23 protein-coding genes, 1 tRNA gene, 1 pseudogene and 1 riboswitch are annotated in these 22,465 nt (G+C 71.2%); of the genes and pseudogenes, 14 read left to right on the top strand and 11 right to left on the bottom strand.

Going from position 1 to position 22,465, the window contains the following annotated elements:
- The first annotated feature begins 135 nt into the window (after window positions 1-135).
- The 7 genes from Q5762_RS07720 (at window position 136) to Q5762_RS07750 (ending at window position 7,645) form a co-directional block, all read left to right on the top strand.
- Window positions 136-900 (top strand): GntR family transcriptional regulator, encoded by a 765-nt coding sequence (locus Q5762_RS07720; protein ID WP_315891506.1) that lies wholly within the window; start codon window positions 136-138, stop codon window positions 898-900.
- A gap of 114 nt (window positions 901-1,014) precedes the next feature.
- Window positions 1,015-1,269, top strand: coding sequence for a DUF3311 domain-containing protein (locus Q5762_RS07725; RefSeq protein WP_315891242.1), 255 nt, complete (start codon window positions 1,015-1,017; stop codon window positions 1,267-1,269).
- The gene (mctP, locus tag Q5762_RS07730) at window positions 1,266-2,891 is read left to right on the top strand and encodes a monocarboxylate uptake permease MctP (RefSeq protein WP_315891243.1); all 1,626 of its coding nucleotides are present in this window, start codon (window positions 1,266-1,268) and stop codon (window positions 2,889-2,891) included. Before Q5762_RS07725 ends, mctP begins: the two co-directional genes overlap by 4 nt.
- A 118-nt stretch (window positions 2,892-3,009) precedes the next feature.
- On the top strand, window positions 3,010-3,513 hold the full coding sequence (locus Q5762_RS07735) for an N-acetyltransferase (RefSeq protein WP_315891244.1): 504 nt from the start codon (window positions 3,010-3,012) through the stop codon (window positions 3,511-3,513).
- A 78-nt stretch (window positions 3,514-3,591) separates the two neighbouring features.
- Window positions 3,592-3,672, top strand: a riboswitch (cobalamin riboswitch).
- Window positions 3,673-3,822: 150 nt separating this feature from the next.
- Complete coding sequence (locus Q5762_RS07740; protein ID WP_315891245.1) at window positions 3,823-6,219, top strand: ribonucleoside-diphosphate reductase subunit alpha; 2,397 nt, start codon at window positions 3,823-3,825, stop codon at window positions 6,217-6,219.
- Window positions 6,219-7,235, top strand: coding sequence for a ribonucleotide-diphosphate reductase subunit beta (locus Q5762_RS07745; protein WP_315891246.1), 1,017 nt, complete (start codon window positions 6,219-6,221; stop codon window positions 7,233-7,235). Before Q5762_RS07740 ends, Q5762_RS07745 begins: the two co-directional genes overlap by 1 nt.
- A gap of 17 nt (window positions 7,236-7,252) precedes the next feature.
- A complete protein-coding gene (locus tag Q5762_RS07750; protein WP_315891247.1) occupies window positions 7,253-7,645 on the top strand; it encodes a DUF2809 domain-containing protein in 393 nt (130 codons plus the stop codon).
- Here Q5762_RS07750 and def read toward each other — a convergent pair.
- The 8 genes from def to Q5762_RS07790 all read right to left on the bottom strand — a co-directional run bounded on the left by def (window position 7,621) and on the right by Q5762_RS07790 (window position 15,280).
- On the bottom strand, window positions 7,621-8,250 hold the full coding sequence (gene def, locus Q5762_RS07755; protein ID WP_315891248.1) for a peptide deformylase: 630 nt from the start codon (window positions 8,248-8,250) through the stop codon (window positions 7,621-7,623). The two genes, Q5762_RS07750 and def, sit on opposite strands and share 25 nt — an antisense overlap.
- A gap of 83 nt (window positions 8,251-8,333) precedes the next feature.
- Window positions 8,334-9,314 carry a hypothetical protein gene (locus tag Q5762_RS07760; protein ID WP_315891249.1) on the bottom strand — a complete coding sequence of 327 codons (981 nt, stop codon included), beginning with the start codon at window positions 9,312-9,314 and terminating at the stop codon, window positions 8,334-8,336.
- A 79-nt stretch (window positions 9,315-9,393) separates the two neighbouring features.
- Window positions 9,394-10,704, bottom strand: coding sequence for an HD domain-containing protein (locus Q5762_RS07765; RefSeq protein ID WP_315891250.1), 1,311 nt, complete (start codon window positions 10,702-10,704; stop codon window positions 9,394-9,396).
- Complete coding sequence (locus tag Q5762_RS07770; protein ID WP_399494749.1) at window positions 10,701-12,362, bottom strand: HD domain-containing phosphohydrolase; 1,662 nt, start codon at window positions 12,360-12,362, stop codon at window positions 10,701-10,703. The genes Q5762_RS07765 and Q5762_RS07770 overlap by 4 nt, the downstream gene beginning before the upstream one ends.
- 155 nt (window positions 12,363-12,517) lie before the next feature.
- A complete protein-coding gene (rsrA, locus tag Q5762_RS07775) occupies window positions 12,518-12,817 on the bottom strand; it encodes a mycothiol system anti-sigma-R factor (RefSeq protein ID WP_315891251.1) in 300 nt (99 codons plus the stop codon).
- The gene (locus tag Q5762_RS07780; RefSeq protein WP_315891252.1) at window positions 12,814-13,470 is read right to left on the bottom strand and encodes a sigma-70 family RNA polymerase sigma factor; all 657 of its coding nucleotides are present in this window, start codon (window positions 13,468-13,470) and stop codon (window positions 12,814-12,816) included. Before Q5762_RS07780 ends, rsrA begins: the two co-directional genes overlap by 4 nt.
- Before the next feature lie 240 nt (window positions 13,471-13,710).
- Window positions 13,711-14,409, bottom strand: coding sequence for an alpha/beta family hydrolase (locus Q5762_RS07785; protein WP_315891253.1), 699 nt, complete (start codon window positions 14,407-14,409; stop codon window positions 13,711-13,713).
- A gap of 55 nt (window positions 14,410-14,464) precedes the next feature.
- The gene (locus tag Q5762_RS07790; protein ID WP_315891507.1) at window positions 14,465-15,280 is read right to left on the bottom strand and encodes an SOS response-associated peptidase; all 816 of its coding nucleotides are present in this window, start codon (window positions 15,278-15,280) and stop codon (window positions 14,465-14,467) included.
- A gap of 106 nt (window positions 15,281-15,386) precedes the next feature.
- Here Q5762_RS07790 and Q5762_RS07795 point away from each other — a divergent pair, with 106 nt between their 5' ends.
- From Q5762_RS07795 to Q5762_RS07810, 4 genes are all read left to right on the top strand, one after another.
- A complete protein-coding gene (locus Q5762_RS07795) occupies window positions 15,387-16,121 on the top strand; it encodes a M50 family metallopeptidase (protein ID WP_315891254.1) in 735 nt (244 codons plus the stop codon).
- A gap of 29 nt (window positions 16,122-16,150) precedes the next feature.
- Window positions 16,151-17,479 carry a 3-phosphoshikimate 1-carboxyvinyltransferase gene (gene aroA, locus Q5762_RS07800; protein WP_315891255.1) on the top strand — a complete coding sequence of 443 codons (1,329 nt, stop codon included), beginning with the start codon at window positions 16,151-16,153 and terminating at the stop codon, window positions 17,477-17,479.
- Between the two features lie 3 nt (window positions 17,480-17,482).
- Window positions 17,483-18,496, top strand: a complete 1,014-nt coding sequence (gene rsgA / locus Q5762_RS07805) for a ribosome small subunit-dependent GTPase A (protein ID WP_315891256.1) — start codon at window positions 17,483-17,485, stop codon at window positions 18,494-18,496.
- 92 nt (window positions 18,497-18,588) lie between these two features.
- On the top strand, window positions 18,589-18,912 hold the full coding sequence (locus Q5762_RS07810; RefSeq protein ID WP_315891257.1) for a multidrug efflux SMR transporter: 324 nt from the start codon (window positions 18,589-18,591) through the stop codon (window positions 18,910-18,912).
- Here Q5762_RS07810 and Q5762_RS07815 read toward each other — a convergent pair.
- Window positions 18,804-19,481, bottom strand: a complete 678-nt coding sequence (locus Q5762_RS07815; protein ID WP_315891258.1) for a TetR/AcrR family transcriptional regulator — start codon at window positions 19,479-19,481, stop codon at window positions 18,804-18,806. The two genes, Q5762_RS07810 and Q5762_RS07815, sit on opposite strands and share 109 nt — an antisense overlap.
- A gap of 106 nt (window positions 19,482-19,587) precedes the next feature.
- On the opposite strand from Q5762_RS07815, the gene hisN reads away from it, so the two are divergent.
- Together hisN and Q5762_RS07825 are read left to right on the top strand one after the other, a co-directional pair.
- Entirely contained in the window at window positions 19,588-20,388 is an 801-nt protein-coding gene (gene hisN, locus Q5762_RS07820; RefSeq protein ID WP_315891259.1) for a histidinol-phosphatase, read from the top strand.
- A 296-nt stretch (window positions 20,389-20,684) separates the two neighbouring features.
- Window positions 20,685-21,086, top strand: a complete 402-nt coding sequence (locus Q5762_RS07825) for a CBS domain-containing protein (protein ID WP_315891260.1) — start codon at window positions 20,685-20,687, stop codon at window positions 21,084-21,086.
- A 76-nt stretch (window positions 21,087-21,162) separates the two neighbouring features.
- On the opposite strand, the pseudogene Q5762_RS07830 reads toward Q5762_RS07825, so the two are convergent.
- Window positions 21,163-21,700: pseudogene (locus tag Q5762_RS07830) on the bottom strand (catalase); the annotation flags it as partial.
- A 98-nt stretch (window positions 21,701-21,798) separates the two neighbouring features.
- Here Q5762_RS07830 and Q5762_RS07835 point away from each other — a divergent pair.
- Window positions 21,799-22,218, top strand: coding sequence for a Fur family transcriptional regulator (locus Q5762_RS07835; protein WP_315891261.1), 420 nt, complete (start codon window positions 21,799-21,801; stop codon window positions 22,216-22,218).
- A gap of 134 nt (window positions 22,219-22,352) precedes the next feature.
- Here Q5762_RS07835 and Q5762_RS07840 read toward each other — a convergent pair.
- Window positions 22,353-22,426, bottom strand: a tRNA-Met gene (locus tag Q5762_RS07840).
- Window positions 22,427-22,465 lie beyond the last annotated feature (39 nt).

The raw sequence follows: 22,465 nt of genomic DNA on the forward strand, positions 1-22,465 counted from the left end.
AAGGGCAGTCGCGTCCGTTATCGGACCGACACCTGAGGCAGGGCGACGACCCGTGACCGGTCCGTGCCACCATGTGAGCCGCTACAGACGGAGGAGCCGGTGACGGCAGCAGCACAGGAGTCGGGAAGGCAGGCCATGGCCACGGACGCGGGCAGCACGGACAAAGAGGGCGGGGTCGCCACCCGCACCGCGCGCGTGCCCAAGTACTACCGACTGAAGCGGCACTTGCTCGACATGACGGAGACCCTGCCGCCCGGCACCCCGGTCCCGCCGGAGCGCACCCTGGCCGCCGAGTTCGACACCTCGCGCACCACCGTGCGCCAGGCCCTCCAGGAGCTGGTCGTCGAGGGCCGGCTCGAACGGATCCAGGGCAAGGGCACGTTCGTCGCAAAGCCCAAGGTCTCGCAGGCGCTGCAGCTCACCTCCTACACCGAGGACATGCGGGCCCAGGGCCTGGAGCCCACCTCGCAGCTGCTCGACATCGGCTACGTGACGGCCGACGACACCCTCGCCGGGCTGCTCGACATCTCCCCCGGCGGGCGCGTGCTGCGGATCGAGCGGCTGCGGCTGGCGAGCGGCGAGCCGATGGCGATCGAGACCACGCACCTGTCGGCCAAGCGCTTCCCGGCGCTGCGCCGTTCGCTGGTGAAGTACACCTCGCTCTACACCGCGCTCGCCGAGGTCTACGATGTGCACCTCGCCGAGGCCGAGGAGACCATCGAGACCTCGCTCGCCACCCCGCGCGAGGCCGGCCTGCTCGGCACGGACGTGGGCCTGCCGATGCTGATGCTCTCCCGCCACTCGGTGGACGCAAAGGGTGAGCCCGTCGAGTGGGTGCGTTCGGTGTACCGCGGCGACCGATACAAGTTCGTTGCGCGCCTCAAGCGCCCCAACGGCTGACAAAAGACCCCACACCCACTGTCCGCTATCCGGACGGGGGTTCCATACCGCGAAACCGTCCCCTAGATTTCCTGCGCATTACAACAGGTGATCAGCGAGGGGACGGCCCGCCGTATGTCGGAAGAAGCGCAGGGAAGACAACCAACCGTCACACCCCTACGGGTCGTCGTGGCGCTCTGTCTGTTCGCCCCGTTCGTGGCGATGCTCTGGGTGAGCTCGTACGCGAAGGTCGAACCGACTTTCATCGGCATCCCGTTCTTCTACTGGTACCAGATGGCGTGGGTGCTCATCTCGACCGCGCTGACGATGATCGCGTACCAGCTCTGGCAGCGTGACCAGCGCGCCCGGAAGGCAGGTGCGTCGAAGTGAAGGACGGCGTGAACGGCGTCGCACTCGCCGTCTTCATCTTCTTCTTCCTGGCCGTCACGGTCATGGGCTTCCTCGCCTCGCGCTGGCGCAGGGCCGAGAACGAGAACAGCCTGGACGAATGGGGCCTCGGCGGCCGCTCGTTCGGCACCTGGGTCACCTGGTTCCTGCTCGGCGGCGACCTCTACACCGCGTACACCTTCGTCGCCGTCCCGGCGGCGATCTACGCGGCGGGCGCGGCCGGCTTCTTCGCCGTGCCGTACACGATCCTGGTCTACCCGCTGATCTTCACCTTCCTGCCCCGCCTCTGGTCGGTGTCCCACAAGCACGGATACGTGACGACCTCGGACTTCGTCCGCGGCCGCTTCGGCTCCAAGGGCCTGTCGCTCGCGGTCGCCGTCACCGGCATCCTCGCGACCATGCCGTACATCGCGCTCCAGCTGGTCGGCATCCAGGCCGTCCTGGACGTGATGGGCGTCGGCGGCGGCGAGAACACGCACTGGTTCATCAAGGACCTGCCGCTGCTCATCGCCTTCGGCGTCCTCGCGGCGTACACGTACTCCTCGGGTCTGCGCGCCCCGGCGCTCATCGCCTTCGTCAAGGACACCCTGATCTACATCGTCATCGCGGTGGCGATCATCTACATCCCGATCAAGCTGGGCGGCTTCGACGAGATTTTCGCCAAGGCCGGCGAGGCGTACGCGACGATCAACCCGGCGACCGAGAAGCCGCGCGGCGCGCTGGTGCCCGGCGAGATGGGCCAGTGGGGCTACGCGACGCTCGCGCTCGGCTCGGCGCTCGCGCTCTTCATGTACCCGCACTCGATCACCGCGACGCTCTCCTCGCGCAGCCGTGACGTGATCCGCCGCAACACCACGATCCTGCCGCTGTACTCGCTGATGCTGGGCCTGCTGGCGCTGCTCGGCTTCATGGCTATCGCCGCGGGTGTGAAGGTGTCCAACGGTCAGCTCGCCATCCCGCAGCTGTTCGAGACCATGTTCCCGGACTGGTTCGCGGGCGTGGCCTTCGCCGCCATCGGCATCGGCGCACTGGTGCCGGCCGCGATCATGTCGATCGCCGCCGCCAACCTCTTCACCCGCAACATCTACAAGGACTTCATCAAGCCGGACGCCACTCCCGCCCAGGAGACCAAGGTGTCCAAGCTGGTGTCGCTCCTGGTGAAGGTCGGCGCCCTGGCCTTCGTCCTGACGATGGACAAGACCGTCGCGATCAACTTCCAGCTGCTCGGCGGCATCTGGATCCTCCAGACCCTCCCGGCCCTCGTCGGCGGTCTGTTCACCCGCTGGCCCCACCGCTGGGCGCTGCTCGCCGGCTGGGCCGTCGGCATGGTCTACGGCACGGCGGCGGCGTACGGCGTGGCCAGCCCGACCCAGAAGCACTTCGGCGGCTCGTCCGCCGAGATCCCGGGCATCGGCGAGATCGGCTACATCGGTCTCACCGCCTTCGTGCTCAACGTCATCGTGACCGTCGTCCTGACCTTCGTCCTGAAGGCCCTCAAGGCGCCGGAAGGCGTGGACGAGACCTCGCCGTCGGACTACACGGCGGACGCGGACGCGGGCGACGCGCGCGCCAAGCCGCCGGCCAAGGTCGGCGCCGGTCACTGACCGTTGCGGTAGGCGCGAAGGGCCCGGGGTCTCCGAGAGGGGATCCCGGGCCCTTCGCGCCTACCCTCCGGCAGAAAATCCCGGGCCCTTCGCCGTACCCCCGAGGCAGACTTCGCCCATGGACTTCACCATCAGGGCGGTACGGCCCGAGGAGCACGAAGCCCTCGGCGACATCACCGCGCGCGCCTATCTCGACGACGGACACCTCGACTTCGGCGAGGACGACGACTACCTCCATCTGCTGCGGGACGTACCCCGGCGGGTCGCGGAGGCGGAGGTGCTGGTGGCGGTGGACCGCGCCGGCGTCGTGCTCGGCGGGGTTACCTTCGCCCGGGGCGGCGAGGAGTGGGCCGACATCGCGGGCGAGGGCGAGGCCGAGTTCCGGATGCTCGCCGTGGCGAAGGACGCGCGGGGCCGTGGCGTCGGCGAGGCGCTCGTACGGGCCTGTGTGGAGCGGGCGCGGGAGACCCCGGGATGCCGTCACATGGTGCTCTCCACCCAGCACCGGATGGCCTCCGCGCACCGCATCTACGAGCGGATGGGCTTCGTCCGCACGCCCGGCCGGGACTGGAAACCCCTCCCCGACATGGACCCGCTGCTCACCTACGCCCTGGAGCTCTGACTCGCCAACGACACAACATGTGGGGGGTGCTTCGAGGAGCGCCCCCCACATGTATGCTCGTCCTCGCTGTCCTCGCAGGGGAATCCGGTGGAAATCCGGAACTGTCCCGCAACGGTGTGGTTTCTGCGTGTCTGTGCACGCCTGCCGAGTCCGAAGACCTGCCGACAGCGCGCCCGGTCCTTCCGTTCCGGGTGCCACAGACGTCCGGGCCTCGCGGAGTGGGCCGTGGCGCGGCGCAGCCCTGCGTACGGGGCGGCCGCTGCCCGCCTCCCTCCGCCCGGCCCCGAGCCGAGCGAGGGAGAGCCCCACGTGACCATCGCGCCCGCCGATCCGGCCGCAGCGATCGAGAGCGACGGCAACGAGAGCCACGGCAACGTGAGCGACGGCAATGTGAGCGACGGACCCGGGACCGTGCTTCTGCGGACCCTGACCGACCTCACCGCCGACCTCACCGACACCGACCCCGGGAAGGTCGCCGCCGCCGCGCTGCGCGGCCGCAACGCCGGCTCGGACGAGGCGGAGCTGCGCGAACTGGCCACCGAGGCGGCCGCGGGTCTCATCTCCGAGGACCCCGCCTACTCCCGGCTCGCCGCCCGGCTGCTCACGATCACGATCGCCGACGAGGCGGCCTCCCAGGGCTCGGTCACCTTCTCCACGTCCGTCGCGGTCGGTCACCACGAGGGCCTGATCGCCGACCGCACCGCCGAGTTCGTGAAGCTGCACGCCGAGCGCCTCGACGCGCTCATCGACGGCGCCGCGGACGACCGCTTCGGCTACTTCGGTCTGCGCACCCTCTACTCCCGCTACCTGCTGCGCCACCCGATCACCCGCAGGGTGATCGAGACCCCGCAGCACTTCATGCTCCGCGTCGCCGCGGGTCTCGCCGAGGACGAGAGCGTCCGCGCCCTGGACGAGGTCGCCGCGCTGTACGGGCTGATGAGCCGGCTCGACTACCTGCCCTCCTCCCCCACGCTCTTCAACTCCGGCACCCGCCACCCGCAGATGTCCTCCTGCTACCTGCTCGACTCCCCGCAGGACGAGCTGGACTCCATCTACGACCGGTACCACCAGGTCGCGCGGCTCTCGAAGCACGCGGGCGGCATCGGCCTCTCGTACTCCCGCATCCGCGCCCGCGGTTCGCTGATCCGCGGCACCAACGGGCACTCCAACGGCATCGTGCCGTTCCTGAAGACACTGGACGCCTCCGTGGCGGCCGTGAACCAGGGCGGGCGGCGCAAGGGCGCGGCCGCGGTCTACCTGGAGACCTGGCACGCGGACATCGAGGAGTTCCTGGAGCTGCGCGACAACACCGGTGAGGACGCCCGGCGTACGCACAACCTGAACCTCGCGCACTGGATCCCGGACGAGTTCATGCGCCGGGTCAACGCGGACGCCGAGTGGTCGCTCTTCTCCCCGGCGGACGTGCCCGAGCTGGTCGACCTGTGGGGCGAGGAGTTCGACGCCGCGTACCGCGCCGCCGAGGCCAAGGGCCTGGCCCGCAAGACCATGCCGGCCCGTGACCTGTACGGCCGGATGATGCGGACCCTGGCGCAGACCGGCAACGGCTGGATGACCTTCAAGGACGCCTCGAACCGGACCGCCAACCAGACGGCCGAGCCGGGTCACACGGTCCACTCCTCCAACCTCTGCACGGAGATCCTGGAGGTCACGGACGACGGCGAGACGGCGGTCTGCAACCTGGGTTCGGTCAACCTGGGCGCGTTCGTGGTCGGTTCGGACATCGACTGGGAGCGGCTGGACGAGACCGTCCGGACGGCCGTCACCTTCCTCGACCGGGTCGTGGACATCAACTTCTACCCGACCGAGCAGGCCGGCCGCTCCAACGCCCGCTGGCGCCCGGTGGGCCTGGGCGCGATGGGCCTCCAGGACGTCTTCTTCCAGCTGAAGATGCCGTTCGACTCGGCGGAGGCGCGCGCGCTGTCGACGAAGATCGCCGAGCGGATCATGCTCGCCGCGTACGAGGCCTCCGCCGACCTCGCCGAGCGCAACGGCCCGGTGCCGGCCTGGGACAAGACCCGCGCCGCGCGCGGTGTGCTGCACCCCGACCACTACGACGTCGAGCTGAACTGGCCCGAGCGCTGGTCGGCGCTGCGCGAGCGGATCGCGGCGGTCGGCATGCGGAACTCGCTCCTCCTCGCCATCGCGCCGACGGCGACGATCGCCTCGATCGCGGGCGTGTACGAGTGCATCGAGCCGCAGGTCTCCAACCTGTTCAAGCGCGAGACGCTGTCGGGCGAGTTCCTCCAGGTCAACGCGTACCTGGTGGAGGAGCTCAAGCGGCTCGGCGTGTGGGACGCGCAGACCCGCGAGGCGCTGCGCGAGGCGAGCGGTTCGGTCCAGGGCTTCAACTGGATCCCGGCCGAGGTGCGCGAGCTGTACCGGACGGCGTGGGAGATCCCGCAGCGCGGTCTGATCGACATGGCGGCGGCGAGGACCCCGTTCCTGGACCAGAGCCAGTCCCTGAACCTGTTCCTGGAGACGCCGACGATCGGCAAGCTGTCGTCGATGTACGCGTACGCCTGGAAGCAGGGCCTGAAGACGACGTACTACCTGCGCTCCCGCCCGGCGACGAGGATCGCCCGCGCGGCGTCCGCGACCCCCATCCCCGTACAGCAGGCGGCACCCGACGAGGACGCCGTCGCCTGCTCCCTGGAAAACCCCGAGTCCTGCGAGGCCTGCCAGTAATGAGCTCCAACGACCAGAAGAACCTCCTCGACCCGGGCTTCGAGCTGACTCTCCGCCCCATGCGCTACCCGGACTTCTACGAGCGCTACCGGGACGCGATCAAGAACACCTGGACGGTGGAGGAGGTCGACCTCCACTCGGACGTCGCCGACCTCGCCAAGCTGACGCCTGGTGAGCAGCACATGATCGGCCGGCTGGTCGCGTTCTTCGCGACGGGCGACTCGATCGTGTCGAACAACCTCGTGCTGACGCTGTACAAGCACATCAACTCCCCCGAGGCGCGGCTGTACCTCTCGCGCCAGCTGTTCGAGGAGGCCGTGCACGTCCAGTTCTATCTGACGCTGCTCGACACCTACCTGCCCGACCCGGACGACCGCGCGGCCGCCTTCGACGCGGTCGAGGAGATCCCCTCCATCCGCGAGAAGGCGCAGTTCTGCTTCAAGTGGATGGACTCGGTCGAGAAGATCGACCGCCTGGAGACGCAGGCCGACCGCCGCCGTTTCCTCCTCAACCTGATCTGCTTCGCGGCGTGCATCGAGGGCCTGTTCTTCTACGGCGCCTTCGCCTACGTCTACTGGTTCCGCTCCCGCGGCCTGCTCCACGGCCTCGCGACCGGCACCAACTGGGTTTTCCGCGACGAGACGATGCACATGAACTTCGCCTTCGAGGTCGTGGACACCGTCCGCAAGGAGGAGCCGGAGCTCTTCGACGACGCGCTTCAGCAGCAGGTCACCGACATGCTGAAGGAGGCCGTGGAGGCGGAGCTGCAGTTCGGCCGAGACCTGTGCGGCGAGGGCCTGCCGGGCATGAACACGGAGTCGATGCGCGAGTACCTCCAGTGCGTCGCCGACCAGCGCCTCCAGCGCCTGGGCTTCGCCCCGGTCTACGGCTCCGAGAACCCGTTCGCGTTCATGGAGCTCCAGGGCGTCCAGGAGCTGACGAACTTCTTCGAGCGCCGTCCGTCCGCGTACCAGGTGGCGGTCGAGGGCTCGGTGGACCTGGACGAGGACTTCTGAGAGCCGAGTTGATACGTGTGAGGGCGGCGGCCGCGGCCGCCGCCCTGCTCACCGTCGTCGTCGGCCTGGGGGTCAGGTTCGTGGCGGCGGGTGTCGTGGCGAAGTACGCCGGGGACGCCCTCTACACCGTGCTGATCCTGGCCCTGGTGGTGTGCGTGGTGCCCCGGGTGCGGCCGCCGGTCGCCGCGGGGATCGCGCTCGGGGTCAGCTGCGCGGTGGAGTTCTTCCAGCTCACCGGGGTACCGGCCGGGCTGGCGGCGCACAGCACCCTGGCCCGGCTGGTGCTCGGTACGTCGTTCAACGCGCCCGACCTGTTCTGGTACGCGATCGGCGCGGCGGTCGGCTGGGCCGTCCACCGCGCCGTACGTACGGGACAGGGCGAGGGTCAGGCGTTCGGGACCGTCTCGTAGCGCGGGGTGCCCTCTTCCATCTGGCGGAGGGCGTCCTTGCGGTCGCGCTTGGAGAGCTTGTCGATGTACAGGAAGCCGTACAGGTGGTCCGTCTCGTGCTGGAGGCAGCGGGCGAAGTAGCCGGTGCCGCGGACCTTGATCGCGTTGCCCTGGGCGTCCTGGCCGTGCACCTCGGCGTAGTCCGGGCGGGCCAGCGAGGCGTACGCGGTCGGGACCGAGAGGCAGCCCTCGTTGGAGTCGTCCAGGTTGCGGCGGTCGGCCGACAGGTCCTGGAGCACCGGGTTGACGACGACGCCGGTGTGGCGGGCGCCCTCGTCGTCGGGGCAGTCGTAGACGAAGACCTTGAGGTCGACACCGATCTGGTTCGCCGCCAGGCCCACGCCCTCGGCGGCCTTCTGGCTGGCGAACATGTCGTCGATCAGCGCGGCGAGCTTGTCGTCGAACTCGGTGACGTCCTTGCACTCCCGGTGCAGCACCGGGTTGCCGACGACGGTGATGGGCCGCGCCGTACCCCGCTCGCGGTACGCGAGCTCACGCGCCTCGCAGTCCTCCGTGTCGACGACGAACCCGTCGTTGATCTGCTCGTCAGTCTCCTGCTGCGCCATTCCGCCGCACGCCTTCCTCAGAACCCCAGTCAAATGGTCCCGTACAGCCTAAGGCCAGGATCTGGGCGGAATCAGCAGAAGGATCAGCAGACCTCTTCCAGATCGCGCCACTCGCGGCTGTCCGGGCTGTCCGCCACCCAGCCGTCGAGCAGGCCGCGGACCAGGCCGACGGGCGCGGCGATCCCGCACTCCCGCTCGGGGACCCAGAGCTCGCCGGGCGAGCGGTGGCCGAGCGGGCCGGGGTGGCCCGGTTCGCTGTGGTCGTGCGGGTCGAGGTGCTCGCCCTCGCCCTCGGCGCTGGGCATCGTCGACTCGGAGCAGGCGCGGCAGAGCAGCCGGACCGACGAGGACCAGTCCTCGGCGGCGAATCCGGCGTCGGATGCGAGCTGCTCCAAAGCGTCGCGGTCGGCCTCGGTGGCGGCCTCCAGGAGGACCACCCAGGTGGGGACGGGCGAGGGCGCCCACAGCTCGATCTCGTCGAAGACGGGGTAGGAGGGGCCGGCGGTGGTCGTGCGCTCGCCGTTGGGCACGCCGTCGTGCAGGACGACCTCGCCCCAGCGGCGGCCGGAGGACGGCAGCGGGATGGAGAGCACCTCGATACGGGCCGGGTCGAGCCGGCGGCCCCAGACGACCTCGGCCTCGCCCTCGGGCGAGAGCCGGACGGCGGCGCTGCCCAGCTCCATCCCGGCCGGTTCACCGGTGCCGGCGGAGGCCCCGGGCACCTTGAGCCCGTACGCCTGCCAGGCGCGGCGGGCCAGCGGCCAGTCCTGGAGCGCGGTGGCGGCGATGCCGACGTTCCACCAGTCGGGAGCGCCGGTCTCCTTGTCGAGCAGGGCGACGGCGCGCAGCCCGGCGGCCCGGGCCTGCTCCCAGTCGTGCCGGAATTTGTGCAGGAGAGCCAGGTTGAACCAGGACTCCGAGAGCCAGGGCTCCAGATCCGCCGCGCGCGTGAGCAGCGCGCCCGCGTCCTCGTACCGGCCGTCGCCGATCAGCGTGAACGCGCGGTCGGTGGCCTGCCGCCACGAGGCGGAGGGCCGATGCCGTACCTTCCCGAAGATCTTCACGATTCCCGCCTGCCGGTCGCTTCACCCTCTTGTTCGCATCCAACCATGCCCGGTTGGACGCGCGCTCATTACCCATGGGTTACCCAGGAGGGGCGGGGGCAACGCCGCCCCTCGCCAGGACTCTGGCAAGGGATTCCACGACGTCCGGGTGGTGGTCGCGGGCGGTGGCGAGGCGGAGCCGTTCGAGCGCGGTCAGCGCTCCACCGGCGCTGTGACCTGCGAGATCGTCGTAGGCGTTGACGGTACGGACGATCCGGGCGGGCAGCGGCTGGTCGCGGTACGGGTCGGCCTGCCGCTCCACGACGACGGCCACGGCGGCGGGGACGCCGGTCTGCCGGACGACGGCCCCGCCGAGGAGGGCGATCCGGCGCTGTTCCTCGGCGGGGAGGAGGGCGGTGGCGCCTTCGGGGACGGGGTCGACGAGGGAGAGCTGCCCGATGTCGTGCATGAGGGCCGCGTACTCCAGGACGGTCAGCTCGGGCCCGGAGAGGCCGAGCTCGCGACCGACGGCGCCGCTGAGCGCGGCGACGCGGCGGGCGTGGCCCGGTGGGGTGCAGCCGGCGATCTCGGTGGCGCGGGCGAGGGAGGCGATGGTCTGCCGGTTGGTGGTGCGCACGGCCGCGTACCGCCGGAAGGAGACCTGGGTGAGCAGCAGCGGTACGCAGAAGACGGGCAGGGCCCAGAGGCCGGCGGCGGCGACGCCGAGGGCCATGACGGTGCCGGTGGCGCAGACGGCGGAGCCGATGCCGATGAGGGCGCGCAGTTCGTCGCGGAGGAGGGGGCCGTAGGGGATGGGGGTACTCCCCCTGGCTTCGCCGGGGGCACCCCCACCCGTGCGCCGCAGGGCGCTACGGGGGACCGTACGGGCTCGGAGCATCAGGGCGGCGAGGACGGCGTCGCAGAGGGCGGTGAGGACGAGAAGGAGCAGGAGGAAGAGGGCGTAGGCGGGGCCGTGGCCGAGGCGGTCGGTGACCTCGCCGGAGTTGTAGAGCGGCTGGAAGCAGAGGGCGGCGAAGCCGACGGTGAGGACGCGGCGGGCCATGCGGTCGAGGCCGGGGCCCTTGCCGCGGGCGATGTGCGGGACGATCCCGACGAGCCCGCCGGCGACGACGACGGCGACGATCTGGAGGACGCCGTGGGTGGTCGCGCTGCCGGCCTGCTCGCCGAGCAGCGCGTACGCGAGGGCCCCGGCGGCGGCGAGCGGCGCGGGCTCCCGCTCCCCCGGCAGGGCGCCCCAGCGGGCCAGCTCGCCCAGCGCGATGAGCACGCCGAACGCGAGCGCGTTCCCGGGCTCGCTGACCCCGTTCCAGAGCGTCCCGCCCAGCCCGGCGACGGTGAACGCGAGCGCGGCTCCGTGAACGACCCCGACAACCGGAGCCCCGGCCCTCACGCGCGGCCACCGGGCGGGACGGGAGCGTGGGGTGCGGTGGCGTGGGGCGCGGGTGCGGTGGCGTGGGGAGCGGTGGGAGAGGGCGCGTGGGGCGCGGGCGCGGTGGCGCGGGGAGCGGTGGGAGAGGGCGCGTGGGGCGCGGGTGCGGTGGCGCGGGGTGCGGTGGGAGAGGGCGCGTGGGGCGCCGTGGCGCCGGGCACGTCAGCGGTCGTGGCCCGTCCGGCATCCGCGCGCGGCGGCCGTGCGGTGGTCGGTGCCGCGGCGGGCACGCGCGCGGGCGGGACGCTTCCCGCCGCGCGAGCGGCACCCGGGCCGGACGGGCCAGCCGGACCGGACGCCCCCGCCCGCGCGCCCGGCTCATCCGCCGTCACCGACGTCTGCCAGCCGTGGCGGTCGAGGGCCTGGACGAGGGCCGCGACCATCCGGGGGTCGAAGTGCGTGCCCGCGCAGCGCTCCAGCTCCGCCACCGCCGTCGCCACGGGCCGGGCCCGGCTGTAGGAACGGGTCGAGGTCATGGCGTCGAAGGCGTCGGCGACCGCGACCACCCGGGCGAACTCCGGGATCTGCTCCCCGCTGAGCCCGTACGGGTATCCGCTGCCGTCCAGCTTCTCGTGGTGGTGCAGGATCGCCGCCCGCGCCTCCCCGAGGAAGCCGATGCCCCGGACCATCTCGTGTCCGTACTCCGGGTGCAGTTCGATGATCCGGCGCTCCTCGGGCGTCAGTGGCCCGTCCTTCCGCAGGATCCGGGTCGGTACGCCGAGCTTGCCGACGTCGTGCAGGATCCCCGCGAAGCGGAGGATCTCCAGGCGCTCCTCGGCCATGCCGAGCTCATGGGCGATCAGCACCGAGGCCCGGCCGACGCGTTCGCTGTGCCCGCGGGTGTACCGGTCCTTGATGTCGACGGCCTGCACGAGCGCGCGGATCGTGGCCTGGTGGGCGGCGCGTTCGCGGTGGTACTGGGCGAAGACCCAGCAGGAGATGTACATCGGCAGCAGGACGAAGAGCGCGGCGACCGGCCCGTACGCGCTCCGCCAGAGCACCGCCATCATCAGCCCGGCGAGGCCGTGCACGGCGTGCGGGCCGAGAGTCCGGCCGAGGAGCCCCCGCCAGGCGGTACGCGGCGGGATCTGCTCGGCGGTGGTCCGGATCCCACCGTCGAGGACGGCCAGGACCAGGCAGAAGGTCAGCGCGGAGGCGGCGGCCGGGAGCAGGGCGTACGGGAAGTCGGGGGCGTGCGGCCCCTTCCCCAGGGCCTCGCGGCTGCCAAGGGCTCCGGCGACCAGCGCGGCGGCCGCGACGGCGAGCAGCAGCTGCGCCGTCCGCCAGACCCGCCGCACCCCCGCCGGCCGCTGCTCGACGCGGGCGAGCAGCGCCCCGGGCAGCGCGGTGAGCGCGGCGGCGGAGGGCGGGAGGAGGAGGGCCGAGGCGAGCAGTACGGGGAAGAAGGAACCGGCGCCCATCGGCGCCGTACCGCCGAGGACCCGGTCCAGGAGCCGGCAGCGCGCGGGCAGCTCGCACAGGGCGTACAGGGCGGCGAGCGGCACGACGGCGCCCCAGGCGGTGTGCGCGGCCGGTCGCAGCGCGGGCAGCGCGCACGCGGCGGCGGCGAGAACGGCGCAGCCGATGTACACACGTGCCGCTCGCGGAGTCGCCTTCACGCCCATCACGCCTGTCACGCTAGCGAGTTGGGCGGGGTGATCGGGCGCGCGCCGACCGATTCGCACCATCGGGTGATACAAGCTGATGTATGCGTGAGGGCCGCCGCGATCGTGTCGCGGCGGCCCTTCTCTGCCGATGGGGTTACCCCTGGGGGTTACTCCTGGACGGTCGCCGTGATGTCCTGCTCGGGCACCAGCTGGCCCGAGCGGATCAGGTCGATCCGGCCCATCACCTTGGCCCGCAGGTCGGTGGGCACGTCGTCACTGCCGCAGCAGCGCTTGACGAGCTTCTTCACCGCCTGCTCCAGGCCGTACTTCTCCAGGCACGGGGAGCACTCCTCGAAGTGCACCTCGAACTTGGTGCAGTCACTGTCGGGCATCTCTCTGTCGAGGAACTCGTAGAGATGGTCCAGGACCTCTGAGCAGTCCGTCTCGTGCGGCTCTCCGCAGCTCATGAGCCCGAGCCTTTCCGATCGTTCGACGACTCTCCGGCGCCCGCCGGGACGAGCCCGCGGTCGCGAGCGTAGTCCTCGAGCATGCCGCGCAACTGGCGGCGGCCCCGGTGCAGTCGGGACATCACCGTACCGATGGGTGTACCCATGATGTCCGCGATCTCCTTGTACGCAAAGCCCTCGACATCCGCGAGATAGACGGCGATGCGGAATTCCTCGGGGATCGCCTGCAGCGCTGCCTTGACGTCGGAGTCCGGAAGGTGGTCGAGGGCCTGCGACTCGGCGGACCGCAGTCCGGTCGACATGTGCGACTCGGCGCGGGCGAGCTGCCAGTCCTCGATCTCCTCGGCGGCGCTGCGCTGGGGCTCGCGCTGCTTCTTGCGGTACGAGTTGATGAAGGTGTTGGTGAGGATGCGGTACAGCCAGGCCTTCAGATTCGTACCCTCGCGGAACTGGTGGAACGAGCCGTACGCCTTGGCGTACGTCTCCTGCACCAGGTCCTCGGCGTCCGCGGGGTTGCGCGTCATGCGGAGCGCGGCGGAGTACATCTGGTCGAGGTAGCCGAGGGCGTCCCGCTCGAAGCGCGCGTTGCGCTCCGCGGTCGTCTCCTCGGGGCCGTCGTCGGTCCCTGTGTCGGTCCCAGTGACCGGACCCACCTCCTCCAACGCTGCGGCGAATCCGAAGGCGGACCCGCTCGTTTCGGAGGATAGACGAGGAACCGCTCCGCCCGCCGCCCGAATAGGGGCAGCCTTGGGGGCAGGCAACACTGTCCAGTCGAGGTCAGCGGCCTGCACACGCTCAGGGCAGATGGTCGAACCCATGCGACGGACTCCCTCTTCCTTGCTCTCACACCGACATGGGTCACAACCGTGGTCGCATGCTCAGCATTCCCGGGCTCAGGACCGGAGTGACGCGACCCACGCGGACACTTCCCGGACGATGAGACCGAGGGTCTCGTCCGGGGTGACGGGCGCGCGCTTGGCGACGGCGAAGCCGTGATCGCCGTACGGCACCTCGACGAGGGTGTACTCCCACCCGTCTCCCACCACCACCCTTGCACCGACGCGCTGCGCGCGACCCCTCTCGATTCCGGGGAACTCCTCGGGCTTCCCGAAGGAGTCGTTGCCGCCCTGGAGGACGAGGGTGGGCAGGCCGGTGCCGAGCAGCTCGTCGGCCCGGGACTTCTCGGGCTTGCCGGGCGGGTGCAGCGGAAAACTCAGCGCGAGGACGGCGAGGGCCCCGAGCTCCTTCCCGGTCCGGCAGGCGACCCGGGCGCCGGCGCTACGGCCGCCGGCGATCACCGGCAGCCCGGGCTCGGCGAGGGCGGGCCAGATCCCGCGCCACCCGACGTCCAGGGTCTTCGGCGCGGGCGCGACCTTCTTCCCGGCGACCCGCCAAGGCTGCTCCACCAGCGCGACGCTCACCCCCTCCGCGGGCAGCGCCCCGGCCAGCGCCTGAAGGTCCCGCGCCTCGATCCCACCCCCGGCCCCATGGGAAAGGGCAAGCACCGCCCATGCCTTCTTCCCGGGAAACCAGGTGATCCGGCCCTCGCCGGCATCGGTGGCAACACTTTCGGTACGGCTCATACGCCCCATGGTGCCGGGGCGCCGACGGCGGCGCGAAGCTGCCGCGCTCGGTGGGGTCCCACCGTCAGAACAGCGTGCCGAACTCCGGGCCCTCCAGTTCCGCCAGAAGCTCCGGGCCGTTGTTGCGGACGTTGCTGACCGCCGTCGCCACCGGGTACGCGCGCATCAGCCCCTCCGGCGGCGCCGTCAGCAGCCCCTGCAGCTCGTCCACGTCCGTGCGGCGCGGGTCCAGCCACGCGTCCCAGCGGTCCGCCGTCAGCATCAGCGGCATCCGGGGGTGGATCTCCGCGAGCGAACCCGGGCCCTCCGCCGGCGCCACGCCCAGCGGTCCCGTCTCCGCCTCCGTCGTGATGACCGAACACGTCACCCACCACGCCGACGGATGGTCGTCCGGCAGCGTGCGGTCGCGCCAGAACTCGTACAGGCCCGCCATCGCGAAGACCGAGCCGTCCGCCGGGGTCACGAAGTACGGCTGCTTCCGCGTCCGCTTCTTCTTCCCCTCGACCTCCAGTTCCCGCTCCCCCGCCCCGGTCACCCACTCGTAATAGCCGTCCGCCGGCATGATGCACCGCCGCGCGGCCAAGGCCTTCTTGAAGGACGGCTTCTCGGCCAGCGTCTCCGCCCGCGCGTTGATCATCCGGGCCGCGCCCTCCGGGCTCTTGGACCAGGACGGCACCAGGCCCCACTTCAAAGTCCGCAGCTGGCGAACCGGTCGCCGCGATTCCGCGTCTTTCAGTGGACGCTCCAGAACCGCGTGGACCTCCTTCGTGGGGGCCACGTTCCAGTCCGGAGCCAGGGTCTCCTCGGGCTCCCACTTCTCGACTCCGAAGACGCCCACCAGGTCCTCGGGCCGCCGACTCGCTGCAAACCGTCCGCACATACGTGCCACACTGCCACTCCCTCCCGTCGCCCGACCACCACCCGTCAACGACGGTGCTTCGCACCGGCACCCTCTGACCGACCACCCCGAGGAGACAGTCCACAACATGACCGAAGTCCTCGGCACCCAACCCGCCCCCGACGAGTGGCTGGTGATCGTCACCGGCGTGGCGGCCCTCCTCGTCACCGTCCCCCGCGCGATATGGCGGCTGTCCCGCAACGCCGTCACCATCGCCCACGAAGGCGGCCACGGCCTCATCGCCCTGGTCACCGGCCGCCGTCTCCAGTCCATCCGGCTGCACTCCGACACCAGCGGCCTGACCGTCTCCCGCGGGCGCCCCACCGGTATCGGCATGATCCTCACCGCCGCCGCCGGCTACACCGCCGCCCCGCTGCTCGGCCTCGGCGGCGCCTGGCTGCTCGCCGACCACCGGATCACGCTCCTGCTCTGGCTGGCGACCGCGCTGCTCGTGGCCATGCTGGTGATGGTCAGGAACGCGTACGGGATCTTCACCGTCCTCCTCACCGGCGCCGTGTTCCTCCTCGTCTCCTGGCTCACGAGCCCGGACGTGCAGGCGGTCTTCGCGTACGCCGTCGTCTGGTTCCTGCTCGTCGGCGGGGTCCGGCCGGTCTTCGAGCTCCAGGGCAAGCGGCGGGGATATGGCAGCCGCGCAGCGTCGTTTGAGGGTGGTGGTGGGAGACGGGCGGGCGGAGCGCCGGACTCGGACGCCGACCAGCTCTCCCGCCTCACCCACGTCCACCCCGCGCTCTGGCTCTTCTTCTTCCACGCGGTGTCGATCTGCTCCCTGATCGGCGGAGGCCGCTGGCTGCTCGGGCTGTAGCCGCCGCGTGCCCCACTAAAGTGAGGAGCATGACCGATACCTCCTCGCACGCCGACCTGCACACCGACCTCTGGCCCGCGCCGTATGCCCGCGGTGCCGTCGACGCGACCGTCACCGTGCCCGGATCGAAGTCGGTCACCAACCGCGGCCTCGTCCTCGCCGCGCTCGCCGCCGAGCCGGGCTGGCTCCGCCGCCCGCTGCGCTCCCGCGACACCCTCCTGATGGCCGAGGCCCTGCGCACGCTCGGCGTCAAGATCGAGGAGGGCGTGGGCCCGGACGGTACGGGCGAGGCATGGCGGATCATCCCGGCCGGGCTGCGCGGTCCGGCGACCGTGGACGTCGGCAACGCCGGAACGGTCATGCGCTTCCTGCCGCCGGTCGCGGCCCTCGCCGACGGCCCGGTCCGCTTCGACGGCGACGCCCGCTCCCACGAGCGTCCGCTGCACGGCGTGATCGACGCGCTGCGTGTGCTCGGCGCCCGGATCGACGACGACGGGCGCGGCGCGCTGCCGATGACCGTGCACGGCGGCGGGGCGCTCGACGGCGGCGCGGTGGAGATCGACGCCTCCTCGTCGTCCCAGTTCGTCAGCGCCCTGCTGCTGTCGGCGCCGCGCTTCAACCAGGGGGTGGAGGTACGTCATGTGGGCGCGAAGCTCCCCTCCCTCCCGCACATCCGGATGACCGTGGACATGCTCCGGCAGGTCGGCGCGCAGGTCGACGAGCCGGAGACCGGCGGCGAGCCGAACGTCTGGCGGGTCTCCCCGTCCGCGCTGCTCGGCCGGGACCTGACGGTCGAGCCGGACCTGTCGAACGCCCAGCCGTTCCTGGCCGCGGCCCTGGTCACGGGTGGCCGGGTCACGGTCCCGGACTGGCCGGCCCGGACCACCCAGCCCGGTGACGCGCTGCGCGAGATTTTCACCGAGATGGGTGGGACCTGCGAGCTGACCGAGGCGGGGCTCACCTTCACCGGCACCGGCCGGATCCACGGCATCGACGTGGACCTGGGCGAGGTCGGCGAGCTGACGCCCGGCATCGCGGCGGTCGCCGCCCTGGCCGACTCGCCCTCGACGCTGCGCGGGGTCGCCCATCTGCGGCTGCACGAGACGGACCGGCTGGCCGCGCTGACCAAGGAGATCAACGAGCTCGGCGGCGATGTGACGGAGACCGAGGACGGGCTGCTCATCCGCCCGCGCCCGATGCACGGTGGGGTCTTCCACACGTACCACGATCACCGGATGGCGACGGCGGGCGCGATCATCGGCCTCGCGGTCGAGGGAGTGGAGATCGAGAACGTGGCGACGACGGCCAAGACCTTGCCCGACTTCCCCAGGATGTGGACCGAAATGCTCGGAGTCTGAGTTATGCGGCGTTACGGCAAGCACACCGACGAGGACGACATCCGCCAGCGGCCCAACCCCAAGGGCAACCGTCCCCGCACCAGCATCCGCCCCAAGCACGAGGAAGCCGTCGAGGGCATGGTCCTCACCGTGGACCGCGGCCGGCTCACCTGTCTCGTCGACGACCGGATCGTCCTGGCGATGAAGGCGCGCGAGCTGGGCCGCAAGGCCGCGGTCGTCGGCGACCGGGTCTCGATCGTGGGTGATCTGTCCGGAGAGAAGGACACGCTGGCCCGGATCGTACGGATCGGTGCCCGCACCTCCGTGCTCCGCCGTACGGCCGACGACGACGACCCGTACGAGCGGGTGGTCGTCGCCAACGCCGACCAGCTGGCGATCGTCACCGCGCTCGCCGACCCCGAGCCGCGCCCCCGGCTGATCGACCGCTGTCTGGTCGCCGCGTACGACGGCGGGCTGACCCCGCTCCTCGTGCTGACCAAGTCCGACCTGGCGAAGCCCGACGAGCTGCTCGAGATGTACGGCGCGCTGGGGGTGCCGTACGTCGTCACCACGCGCGACGAGTTCGTGGACGGGGTGGCCGCCGAGCGGGTCCACGAGCACCTCAAGGGGCGCACGACCGCGTTCGTCGGGCACTCGGGTGTCGGCAAGACGACCCTGGTCAACGCCCTGGTCCCGGAGGACCGGCGGCGGAGCACCGGCCATGTCAACGCGGTGACGGGCCGCGGCCGGCACACCACCACCTCGGCGCTCGCCCTGCCGCTCAACGACGAGGAGGGCGGCTGGGTGATCGACACTCCGGGCGTACGCTCCTTCGGTCTCCACCACGTCGATCCGTCGCGGGTGATCCTGGCCTTTCCCGATCTCGTCCCGGGTACGGAGAACTGTCCGCGGGCCTGCAGCCACGACGAACCGGACTGCGCGCTTGACACGTGGGTGGCCGAGGGGCACGCCGATCCGGCGCGGCTGTATTCGCTGCGGCGGCTGCTCTCGACCCGGGAGCGACGCGAAGGCGACTGAGTCGCGCACGTTTGCGGTCCGCGCGTGCTGGTAAGTGCATAATCGCACCAAGTGCGACGAAGCAGTCACCGACGGCGTGGGAGGCACTGACGATGGCGTGGCTGCTGGTGGTGGTCGCCGGACTGCTGGAGACGGGGTTCGCGGTCTGCCTGAAGCTCTCGCACGGGTTCACCCGGCTCTGGCCGACGGTCGCCTTCGCCTGTTTCGCCCTCGGCAGCTTCGGGCTGCTGACCCTTGCGCTGCGCAAGCTGGACGTGGGTCCGGCGTACGCGGTGTGGACCGGCATCGGCGCGGCGGGCACGGCGATCTACGGAATGATCTTCCTCGGTGACGTCGTGTCGACGCTGAAGATCCTGTCGATCACGCTGGTGATCGTCGGGGTCATCGGCCTCCAGCTCTCGGGGTCCGCCCACTGACCGTCCGGCCCGCCGGGCGGGGTCACGACGGGGGTCGGGGCGACGACGTACGAGAGCGCGAGCCGCAGGACGACCTCGCAGTCGTGCCGTACGTCGCCCTCACCATCGTGGAGTGCCGTCGCGGCCCTGTCGCGGGCGAGGCCCAGAAGGTCGGCGGGGGACGGCACGCCCGCGTCGGCGCGGCGCTGGGCCGGGACGGCTGAGGCGCGGGACCCGGCCCTGGCGGGGCGGGGCGTGGGGAGCCGCTCGCCCCAGCAGCCGGTGAGCAGGGCCCGCAGTACGGGGCGGGTGCAGGCCTCGGAGACGGTCCATTCGGCGACGGCGGCGAGGTTCCGCCGGGGTGTTCCCGCGGGTGCGGCGAGGACCCGCTCGACGCCCTGGAGGTACGCGTCGGCCTCACGGCGTACGAGCGCGCGGGCCAGGCCCTCCTTGCTGCCGAACTCGTTGTAGAGGGTCTGCCGGGAGACGCCCGCGGCGGAGGCGATGTCGACCATCCGGACCGCGGACCAGGGCAGCACCGTGAGTGCCGCGAGGGCGGCGTTCAGCAGGGCCTCACGCGCAGTCGGCATCGTCGCCTCCCGACCGGAACGGTTCTGCGCTCAGAGTTGACGGGCCGCCACGCACTGTCAAGGCCTCCCGTGGGGCCACGTCCCTTCGAGGGATAGAGTTTCGACCATGGCCGATTACCACGATGATCTGCGTCTCGCCCACGTCCTCGCGGATGCCGCCGACGCGGCCACCATGGACCGGTTCAAGGCGCTCGACCTGAAGGTCGAGACCAAGCCGGACATGACGCCGGTGAGCGAGGCCGACAAAGCCGCCGAGGAGCTGATCCGGGCCCAGCTGCAGCGGGCGCGGCCGCGTGACGCGATCCTCGGCGAGGAGTACGGCGTGGAGGGCACGGGCCCGCGCCGCTGGGTGATCGACCCGATCGACGGCACGAAGAACTACGTGCGCGGGGTGCCGGTGTGGGCGACCCTGATCTCGCTGATGGAGGCGGGTGACACCGGGTTCCAGCCGGTGGTGGGCGTGGTCTCGGCGCCGGCGCTCGGCCGCCGCTGGTGGGCGGCGAAGGGCGCGGGCGCCTTCACGGGCCGCAGCCTCACCTCGGCGACCCGGATCCAGGTCTCGAAGGTCTCGGAGCTGAGCGACGCCTCGTTCGCGTACTCCTCGCTGAGCGGCTGGGAGGAGCGGGGCCGCCTCGACGGTTTCCTCGACCTCACGCGCGCGTGCTGGCGGACCCGGGCGTACGGCGACTTCTGGCCGTACATGATGGTCGCCGAGGGCGCGGTGGACTTCTGCGCCGAGCCGGAGCTGTCGCTCTGGGACATGGCGGCGACGGCGATCGTGGTCCAGGAGGCGGGCGGCACGTTCACCGGCCTGGACGGACGGCACGGCCCGCACAGCGGCAACGCGGCGGCCTCGAACGGCCTGCTCCACGGCGAACTGCTGAGCTACCTGAACCAGGAAAGCTGACCCCCGGCGCCAGGATCACGCCACACGCCCCCTGGGGGCGCCGCGCGCGCCCCCTTGTCGACGCACTCCCCCGATGGCCACTCTGAAGGTCCCCCCCACTTGTGCTGCATCGCCCGGGTGATAACCCCCGGACCCCCAGCAGAAATGGGCGGCGCCCTTCTGAGGCCAACGCGCCCCACCGCGCCCCTTGCTCACCCCCTCACATCGCTGCCACTCTGAAGGTCCCCCCACTTGTGAACTTGTGAATTCGTTCTCGTTGAAGGCGGGACCGGTTCACGAAGGAGGTGGCTCCCTTCATGCTCGTCCGTGACGCCATGAGCACGGTGGTCCTCACCATCGGCCCCGCCCACACCCTCCGCCAGGCCGCCCGGCTGATGTCGGCGCGCCGCGTCGGCGCGGCCGTCGTCCACGACACCGACGCCGGCGGCTTCGGCATCCTCACCGAGCGCGACATCCTCAACTCGATCGGCGCAGACCAGAACCCCGACCACGAGACCGCGGGCTCCCACACCACCACCGACGTCGTCTTCGCCGCCCCCACCTGGACCCTGGAGGAGGCGGCCGCGGCCATGACCCACGGCGGCTTCCGCCATCTCGTCGTGCTCGACGGCCACGGGCCCGTCGGCGTCGTCTCCGTCCGCGACATCATCCGCTGCTGGACCCCGGCACACCGCCACGCGACGACGATGGCGAGCTGAGCCGACACCGGAGCGGGCCGGCCTTCCGTACGGATGTGCGGAAGCCCGGCCCGCTCCTTCTCTACGGCAAGCTCCCTCAGCCGCGCAGGGCCTGGGCCGCGGCCTCCAGCCGCTTGCCGAAGTCACCGTCCGCCTTACGGAAGTTGTCGATCGCCCGCTCGGCGATGTCGTCGCGCGAGACCTTGGCGATGAAGCCCGCCAGGTTCTCGATCAGACGGCCCTTCTCGTCCTGACATCAGCCGGTGGAGGTTGCCCGCCTGCACGAAGTCGTCGTCCTCGGCGTGGGACGGGGCCGCATGGTCGCCGGTCGCGCCCGAGACGGTGTCCGTCTGGAACGGGCCGCCGAAACTGTTCGGCTCGTAGTTCTTCGCCCCGCCGTGCCGCCCGGCGTAGAGGACGCCGTCACGGGAGTTCGTGCGCGCCTCGGTGGCGTGCGGGCGGTTCACCGGCAGGTGGTCGCCGTTGATGCCGACGCGGTAGCGGTGGGCGTGGCCGTACGCGAAGAGCCGGCCCTGGAGCATCTTGTCCGGGGACGGGCCGATGGCGGGCACGAAGTGCGCCGGGCTGAAGATCGACTGCTCGACCTCGGCGAAGACGTTCCGCGGGTTGCGGTGCTGCACTCCACCCCACAATAGACATTGTCTAAGTCGAGGCTCTATCCAAAGTCACACCCGTTCGGGACCTTGGTCCCGCCGCTGTTAGGCTGGCCCTTATGAGTGACCTGTTGGAACGACTGCGCGGCCGCGGCTGGCGAATGACCGCGCAGCGGCGCGTCGTGGCCGAGGTGCTCGACGGAGACCACGTCCACCTGACCGCGGACGAGGTGCACGCCGCCGCCGTGGAGCGACTGCCCGAAATCTCGCGGGCGACCGTGTACAACACGCTGGGCGAGATGGTGACGCTCGGTGAGGTGATGGAGGTCGCGACGGACGGCCGCGCCAAGCGGTACGACCCGAACGCCCACCGCCCGCACCAGCACCTGGTCTGCGGCAAGTGCGGCGCCATCCGCGACGTCCACCCCGCCGGGAACCCGCTGGCCGACCTCCCGGACACGGAGCGCTTCGGCTTCACGATCTCCGGCGTCGAGGTCACGTACCGGGGCCTCTGCCCGAACTGCGCGGCGTCCGCCTGACGCGAGGCCTGACACGACGTACGACGAAGCCCCCACCTCGGTGGGGGCTTTCGCGTATGCCGCTGCGCGTAGGTATGCGTGTACGACGAAGGCCCGGATCCAGCGACTGGATCCGGGCCTTCGTTGCTACTGAGTAGCGGGGACAGGATTTGAACCTGCGACCTCTGGGTTATGAGCCCAGCGAGCTACCGAGCTGCTCCACCCCGCGTCGGTGAACCCAACCTTACGGGACGCCCACGACCAGCGC

The organism is Streptomyces sp. P9(2023) (genome assembly GCF_032436795.1).
In the GTDB taxonomy this organism is placed as follows: domain Bacteria; phylum Actinomycetota; class Actinomycetes; order Streptomycetales; family Streptomycetaceae; genus Streptomyces.

Bases quoted from the DNA above. Each gene is read 5' to 3' on its own strand.
- Q5762_RS07720 (WP_315891506.1), top strand. From the start codon at position 136: ATGGCCACGGACGCGGGCAGCACGGACAAAGAGGGCGGGGTCGCCACC.
- Q5762_RS07725 (WP_315891242.1), top strand. From the start codon at position 1,015: ATGTCGGAAGAAGCGCAGGGAAGACAACCAACCGTCACACCCCTACGG.
- Q5762_RS07735 (WP_315891244.1), top strand. From the start codon at position 3,010: ATGGACTTCACCATCAGGGCGGTACGGCCCGAGGAGCACGAAGCCCTC.
- Q5762_RS07745 (WP_315891246.1), top strand. From the start codon at position 6,219: ATGAGCTCCAACGACCAGAAGAACCTCCTCGACCCGGGCTTCGAGCTG.
- def (WP_315891248.1), bottom strand. From the start codon at position 8,250: ATGGCGCAGCAGGAGACTGACGAGCAGATCAACGACGGGTTCGTCGTC.
- rsrA (WP_315891251.1), bottom strand. From the start codon at position 12,817: ATGAGCTGCGGAGAGCCGCACGAGACGGACTGCTCAGAGGTCCTGGAC.
- Q5762_RS07785 (WP_315891253.1), bottom strand. From the start codon at position 14,409: ATGGGGCGTATGAGCCGTACCGAAAGTGTTGCCACCGATGCCGGCGAG.
- Q5762_RS07790 (WP_315891507.1), bottom strand. From the start codon at position 15,280: ATGTGCGGACGGTTTGCAGCGAGTCGGCGGCCCGAGGACCTGGTGGGC.
- Q5762_RS07795 (WP_315891254.1), top strand. From the start codon at position 15,387: ATGACCGAAGTCCTCGGCACCCAACCCGCCCCCGACGAGTGGCTGGTG.
- aroA (WP_315891255.1), top strand. From the start codon at position 16,151: ATGACCGATACCTCCTCGCACGCCGACCTGCACACCGACCTCTGGCCC.
- rsgA (WP_315891256.1), top strand. From the start codon at position 17,483: ATGCGGCGTTACGGCAAGCACACCGACGAGGACGACATCCGCCAGCGG.
- Q5762_RS07810 (WP_315891257.1), top strand. From the start codon at position 18,589: ATGGCGTGGCTGCTGGTGGTGGTCGCCGGACTGCTGGAGACGGGGTTC.
- Q5762_RS07815 (WP_315891258.1), bottom strand. From the start codon at position 19,481: ATGCCGACTGCGCGTGAGGCCCTGCTGAACGCCGCCCTCGCGGCACTC.
- hisN (WP_315891259.1), top strand. From the start codon at position 19,588: ATGGCCGATTACCACGATGATCTGCGTCTCGCCCACGTCCTCGCGGAT.
- Q5762_RS07825 (WP_315891260.1), top strand. From the start codon at position 20,685: ATGCTCGTCCGTGACGCCATGAGCACGGTGGTCCTCACCATCGGCCCC.
- Q5762_RS07835 (WP_315891261.1), top strand. From the start codon at position 21,799: ATGAGTGACCTGTTGGAACGACTGCGCGGCCGCGGCTGGCGAATGACC.